Here is a 6,127-nt window from a genome sequence, read left to right on the forward strand (position 1 = left end):
CTGCCCGCCCACCCGGTGATGGCACTGATGATCGGCGCGTTCATCGTCCACGGCATCACCCCGGGCCCGAACGTCATCAACGACGAGCCGGCGCTCTCTTCAAGCACAACCTGAGCTGGTGGGTTGGGGTGGCACCCGGAGGGGGTTAGGGGATGGGGATGGTGCGGGATTCGGCGCGGGCGGTTTCGGCGGCGGCGAGGATGGCGACGACCTCGCGGCCGAAGCGGACGTCGCAGCGGTGGTCCCGGGTGCCGGTCCGCACCTGCTCGACGAGCTGGTCGATGGCGACGCCGAACGCGGTGGCGGCGTCGTTCTCGCCGAACGGGACGTTCTCGATGCCGTTCTCGCCGTAGAACACGAACTCCCGGGCCATCGACTCGGTCGGGGCGTCCAGGGACAGCGAGGCGCTGCTCGTGGCACCGCCCTCGTGGGTGAGCAGCAGATGCACCATCCCGCTCGGTCCGTCCATTGCCGCCACCTGCGTCACCCGGCCCAGCACCGGCAGGAGGATCGAGAGCGCGTGCGGGGCGATGTCCCAGAGCGCCCCGTGCTCACGACGCCACAACGAGCCGCCGTACGGGCTGCCGTCCTGAAAGATCGAGGCGAACGCTGTGGTCCGGCCGTGCTGCCAGCCCCCGGCGGCGGCGGTGGCGGCGAGGAACGCTGTCACGTTCGGCTGGAACCGCTGGGTGAAGAAGACGACCGAGGCGACCCCGGATTCCTCGGCGGCGGCCACGACCCGGTCGGCGTCGGCCACGCTGAGCGCCAGCGGCTTGTCGAGCAGCAGGTGGCGGCCGGCGCGGGCGGCCCGGACCGCGATGTCGGCCTGGATGTCCGGCGGCAGGGCGACGGCGATCGCCTCGCACTGTTCGATCAGCGCGTCGACGTCGGCGTAGGCGGGCACGCCGTACCGCTCGGCCAGCGCGGAGGCCCGCTCCGGGTTGCGGCCCCACACCCCGACCAGCTCCGCGTCGGGATGTGCGTGCAGCGCCTTCCCGTGCGTCTCGATCGCCCAGTGACCGGTGCCGAACAAGCCGAACCGCAGCACGTGTACCTCCGCTGTTTCCCCGCACCGCGACAACGCCACGGACGTGATCCACGCTAGTCGCCCGGGCGGCCATGACGGCGGCGGGTTCGACCAATCGAAGCAGCTCACCTTCACTTCCAGATTCGGAAACGACCGACCGGACCTGCTCCTTGCCACCTCTCGACGGGCACGCGTCACACGCGGAGAGGCAGGGCACCCCCTTTACTACGACGGTTAGTAGGCTGTGCCGGTGACCAAGGCAACGACCGGGTGGTGCCGGTGACCAGCGTGGCCGCCGATTCGCCGGTGGACGGGATCGTCGCGACAGTGCCGATCGTGCTGTCGCTGCTCGTGGCGGTGTGGGCGCTGGTGGCGGCGGTACGCCACCGGCCACCGGACCGGTTGCAGTTCGTCGGTCTGGCCGTACTCGAAGTGGCGTTGTTGGTGTTGAGCGTGCTGGCGCTCGTCGCGGTCGGCGGCGGGGATCGGCCCGGCGAGCCCGGCGCCTTCTTCGGCTACCTGGTCACGCTGGTGTGCCTGCCGCCACTGGCCTGGGTGCTGGCCCGGATGGAACCGACCCGCTGGGGCTCGGCGATCGTGTGCGCGGTCTGCCTGGTGACCCCTGTGGTGGTGGTCCGGTTGCAGCAGACCTGGGAGGTGCTCGGTGGTTGAGACAGGATCGGCTCGGCAGCGTACGAACTCCGGCCCGGGTCGGCTGTTGATCGCTGTCTACCTGCTCTTCGCGATCGCGGCGACGAGTCGGGCGGGTCTGCAGATCGCCACCAAGTTCGACGAGGCGCCGGTGGCGTACCTGCTCTCCGGGGTGGCCGCGCTCATCTACATCGTGGCGGCGGTGGGGCTGGCCCGCGCCGGGCACACCGGCCGTCGGGTCGCGCTGGCGTGCTGCTCGGTGGAGCTGGTCGGGGTGGTCGCAGTCGGCATCCTGAGCCTGGTCGACAAGGACCTCTTCCCGGACGAGACGGTCTGGTCGCAGTTCGGCAGCGGTTACGGCTACATCCCGCTGGTGCTGCCGGTGCTCGGCCTGATCTGGCTCTGGCGCACCCGCCACGCACCCGCCTGACCCGCCTGACCCGCTGACCCGCCGCGCGACCGGGCGCGGACCCGGCGACGAGGGCGCCGGCTCACCTGCCGGAACGCCCCCGTCGGGAGTACGGGTCAGTCCCGTGGGCCGCCCGCGACGTAGATGACCTGGCCCGAGACGAAGCCTGCGCCCTCGCTCGCCAGGAACGAGATGGTGTGCGCGACGTCCTCCGGCCGGCCCGGGCGACGGACCGGGATCTCGGCGGCGGCGTGCTTCTGGAAGTCGTCGAAGTCGACCTTCATCCGGGCGGCGGTGGCCGCGGTCATGTCGGTGACGATGAAGCCGGGTGCGACAGCGTTCACTGTCACCCCGAACGGCCCCAGCTCGATGGCGAGCGTCTTGGTGAAGCCCTGGAGACCGGCCTTGGCGGCGGCGTAGTTCGCCTGGCCCCGGTTGCCCAGCGCGGAGGTGCTGGAGAGGTTGACGATCCGCCCCCACTTCCGGTCCACCATGTGCTTCTGGGCGGCCTGGCTGAACAGGAACGCGCCGCGCAGGTGCACCCCCATCACCGTGTCCCAGTCGGCGTTGGTCATCTTGAACAGCAGGTTGTCCCGAAGCACACCGGCGTTGTTGACCAGCACTGTGGGCGCGCCCAGCTCGTCGGCGATCCGGCTCACCGCCGCGTCGACCTGGTCCCGGTCGGACACGTCGGCGCCCACCCCGAGCGCCCGGCCACCAGCCCCGGCGATGGCGTCCACCGTCTCCTTGGTGGCCGCCTCCTCGATGTCGACCACGGCGACGGCCATTCCGTCGGCGGCCAGCCGTCGGGCGGTGGCCGCGCCGATGCCGCGTGCGGCTCCGGTGACGATGGCGACGCGGGACTCCTCCGACATGATTACCTCCCGGTAACTTGGGGTCGATCGGAGGAGCTTAACCTCAACAGGCCGACCCTCGGCATAGGCGAATCCACCGGTATCCGTGGCCGGAGACCTTCACAGCGCCGAGCTTGCCCAACTCTCCGTAGCCGCGGTCGGCCAGCACGTCGATCGGCAGGTCGGACTCCGGCTCGAGGCTGCTGAGGTCCACCTCGACGTCCTCGGTGCTGAGGTTGTGCACGAAGACCATCGTCCCGGTCGGGCCGTCGGCCCGGTGGGCGAGCACTCCGGCCGGCATCGCCACGTCGATGTGGGTCGTCGAGCCGGAGCCGATCTCCGGAGCCTCCCGCAGCGTACGGATCATGCGCTCGAACCAGGCGAGCAGCGATTTGGCGTCGCCGCGCTGGGCGGTGACGTTGACGTTCTGGTAGCCGAACTCACCCTTGTCGATCACCGGGCGGACCAGCTTCTCCGGGTCCGCCGTGGAGAAGCCGGCATTCGGCTGGTACGACCACTGCATCGGGGTACGGATCGCCTCCCGACCGGGCAGCGACAGGTCCTCGCCCATCCCGATCTCCTCGCCGTAGCGCAGCACCGGGGTGCCGCGCATCGAGAACTGGAGGGCGTACGCCAGCTCGATGTGCCGCCGGTCGTTGCCGAGCATCGGGGCGAGCCGGCGACGGATGCCCCGGTCGTAGATGCGCATGTTCTCGTCCGGGCCGAACTTCGCGTACACCTGGTTTCGCTGTTCGGTCGTCAGCCGGGACAGGTCGATCTCGTCGTGGTTGCGCAGGAAGGTGGCCCACTGCCCGCCGACCGGCAGCTTCGGGGTGTCGCGGAGCGCCTCGATCAGCGACTCCGGGTCCTCGCGGGCCAGGGCGAGCATCAGTCGACCGTTGAGCATGAAGTCGAAGAGCATGTGGATCCGGTTGCCGGAGCCGCTGGCGTCGCCGAAGAACGTCGGTAGCTGGTCCGGCTCGACGTTCGCCTCGGCCAGCAGGACGGCGTCGCCACGCCGCCACTGGACGTGCTGGCGCATCTCGGTGAGGAACTCGAAGTCCTTCGGGGAGTTCGGGTTGCCCGGTTCGGTCAGCTCGATGATGAACGGCACCGCGTCCATCCGGAAACCGGAGACACCGAGCTGGAGCCAGAACGACATGATCTTCTTGATCTCGTCCCGGACCTGCGGATTGCCGAAGTTGAGGTCCGGCTGGAACTTGTAGAACCGGTGGTAGAACCACGCCTTGGCGGTCCGGTCGTAACTCCAGGTCTCGTCCTGCTCGCCGGGGAAGACCATGCCCTGGTGCCGGTCGTCCGGCTCGGTGTCGGACCAGACGAACCAGTCCCGGTAGGGCGAGTCCGGCGAGGAGCGGGCGGACTGGAACCACGGGTGCTCGTCGGAGGTGTGGTTGACCACCAGGTCGATGATCACGCGGATGCCCCGGTTCTGCGCCTGGTGCAGCAGCTCGGCGAAGTCGCCCAGGGTGCCGAAGCGCGGGTCCACGTTGTAGAAGTCTGTGGCGTCGTAGCCGTCGTCGCGGTTGGGCGACGGGTGGATCGGGTGCAGCCACAGGCAGGTCACCCCGAGCCGGGCCAGGTAGTCCAGCCTCCCGATCAGCCCACGGATGTCACCGACCCCGTCGCCGTCGGAGTCGGCGTACGTGTCGATGTCGAGGCAGTAGACGACGGCTTCGGAATACCAACGGTCACCCATGCCGAAGGAACATCTCCGTTCGATCACCGCGGCAAACCCGTGCGGCGGCGGTGGGCGGCGTTGGTTACCGTGCCGTCATGGAGAACGACCTCGTACCGCCCAGCGAACCGTTGGACTGGTCCCGGGGCAGTTGGCTGCACCCGCCGGTACGCGTCGAGGAGGGCCCGGCCGGTGAGTTGGTAGTCGAGCCGGCGGCGGAGAGCGACTTCTGGCGGCGGACCAGCTACGGCTTCGTCCACGACAACGGCCCGGCCCTGCTGGCGCCGCTGCCGGTGGGCACGGCCATGGAGGTGAGCTTCCGGCTCGACTTCTCGGCGCAGTTCGACCAGGCCGGTGCGTTCGTCCGGGTCGACGAACGCACCTGGACCAAGGCCGGCGTCGAGGTGAGCGACGGCGAGGCGCAGCTCGGCGCTGTGGTGACCCGGGAGTTCTCCGACTGGTCGGTGGGACCGGTGCCGGAGTGGGCGGGCCGGGAGGTGACCGTCCGGGTCAGCCGGGCCGGCGACGCGCTGACCGTCCGTGCCCGGGTCGACGGCGAGCCGTGGCAACTGGTCCGCCTCGCCCCGCTGGACCCGACGGCCGAGGCCGTGGCGGGCCCGTTCTGCTGCGCGCCGTCCCGCGCCGGCCTGACAGTGGTGTTCACTGGTTGGCGGCAGGGGCCGGCGGACACCGCGCTGCACCCGGAGCACTGAGCGCAGGTGTAGCTCACGCCCCGCTGGGTATGACCATCCGATCCCCGAGAGCCGACCGGAAGGACGACCCATGGCGTACGCCCAGGCTGGCGACCCGTCCGAGTTCACCGGGTTGACCGGCTGGGTGGCCTCGGTGATCGAGGCGATGGGCCCGGTCGGAGTGGCGCTGCTGGTGGCGCTGGAGAGCATCGTTCCGCCGATCCCCAGTGAGATCGTGCTGGCGCTCGCCGGTTTCCTGGCCCACGAGGGTGAGTTCAACGTCTTCCTCGTGGTGCTGGCCGCGACGGTCGGCTCGCTGGTCGGCGCGTTGGTGCTCTACTGGCTGGGCGCGGCGCTGGGCGAGGAACGGCTCAAGCGCTGGCTGGACCACATCCCGTTGGTGGACAGCGACGACCTGGAGAAGGCCGACAAGTGGTTCGAGCGGCACGGTCGGTGGGCGGTGCTGATCGGCCGGGTGGTGCCGGTGGTCCGCAGCCTGGTCTCCGTGCCGGCCGGGGCCAACCGGATGCCGCTGGGTGAGTTCATCCTGCTCACCACCATCGGCAGCGGGGTGTGGAACGGCCTCATCGTGGGCGCGGGTTACGCGCTCGGGCGCCGTTGGCAGGACGTCGAGCGCTACAGCGACTGGTTCAACTACGCGATCGTCGCGGTCTTCGTCGTGATGGTGGCCAGTTGGGCGATCCGCAAGGTTCGCAAGCGTCGTGATCGCGACTGGCTGGCTGTCTCCGGCACTGTCGCGGCGGTGGCCGACGCACGCGGCGTCAACCACTGGCATCT

Annotated in this window: 7 protein-coding genes; 4 read left to right on the top strand and 3 right to left on the bottom strand. The window is 70.0% G+C overall.

The window, feature by feature from the left end; genetic code table 11:
• Positions 1–145 precede the first annotated feature (145 nt).
• Entirely contained in the window at positions 146–1,048 is a 903-nt protein-coding gene (locus AB0C20_RS34610; RefSeq protein WP_357184779.1) for a Gfo/Idh/MocA family oxidoreductase, read from the bottom strand.
• 258 nt (positions 1,049–1,306) lie between these two features.
• Between AB0C20_RS34610 and AB0C20_RS34615 the strand changes: the two genes are divergently transcribed.
• Complete coding sequence (locus tag AB0C20_RS34615; RefSeq protein ID WP_357569590.1) at positions 1,307–1,699, top strand: hypothetical protein; 393 nt, start codon at positions 1,307–1,309, stop codon at positions 1,697–1,699.
• A complete protein-coding gene (locus AB0C20_RS34620; protein ID WP_357569591.1) occupies positions 1,692–2,108 on the top strand; it encodes a hypothetical protein in 417 nt (138 codons plus the stop codon). The genes AB0C20_RS34615 and AB0C20_RS34620 overlap by 8 nt, the downstream gene beginning before the upstream one ends.
• Positions 2,109–2,203: 95 nt before the next feature.
• Here the strand turns inward: AB0C20_RS34620 and fabG are convergent, their stop codons facing one another.
• Together fabG and AB0C20_RS34630 are read right to left on the bottom strand one after the other, a co-directional pair.
• Positions 2,204–2,962, bottom strand: coding sequence for a 3-oxoacyl-ACP reductase FabG (gene fabG, locus AB0C20_RS34625; RefSeq protein ID WP_357184771.1), 759 nt, complete (start codon positions 2,960–2,962; stop codon positions 2,204–2,206).
• A 43-nt stretch (positions 2,963–3,005) separates the two neighbouring features.
• On the bottom strand, positions 3,006–4,658 hold the full coding sequence (locus AB0C20_RS34630) for an alpha-amylase family protein (protein ID WP_357185263.1): 1,653 nt from the start codon (positions 4,656–4,658) through the stop codon (positions 3,006–3,008).
• Positions 4,659–4,735: 77 nt separating this feature from the next.
• On the opposite strand from AB0C20_RS34630, the gene AB0C20_RS34635 reads away from it, so the two are divergent.
• Complete coding sequence (locus AB0C20_RS34635) at positions 4,736–5,350, top strand: DUF1349 domain-containing protein (RefSeq protein WP_357184768.1); 615 nt, start codon at positions 4,736–4,738, stop codon at positions 5,348–5,350.
• A gap of 70 nt (positions 5,351–5,420) precedes the next feature.
• Positions 5,421–6,127: DedA family protein (locus AB0C20_RS34640; protein ID WP_357569592.1), on the top strand; the 707-nt coding region annotated here is incomplete at its 3' end.

This window comes from Micromonospora sp. NPDC048843, assembly GCF_040649965.1.
Classification (GTDB): domain Bacteria; phylum Actinomycetota; class Actinomycetes; order Mycobacteriales; family Micromonosporaceae; genus Micromonospora; species Micromonospora hortensis.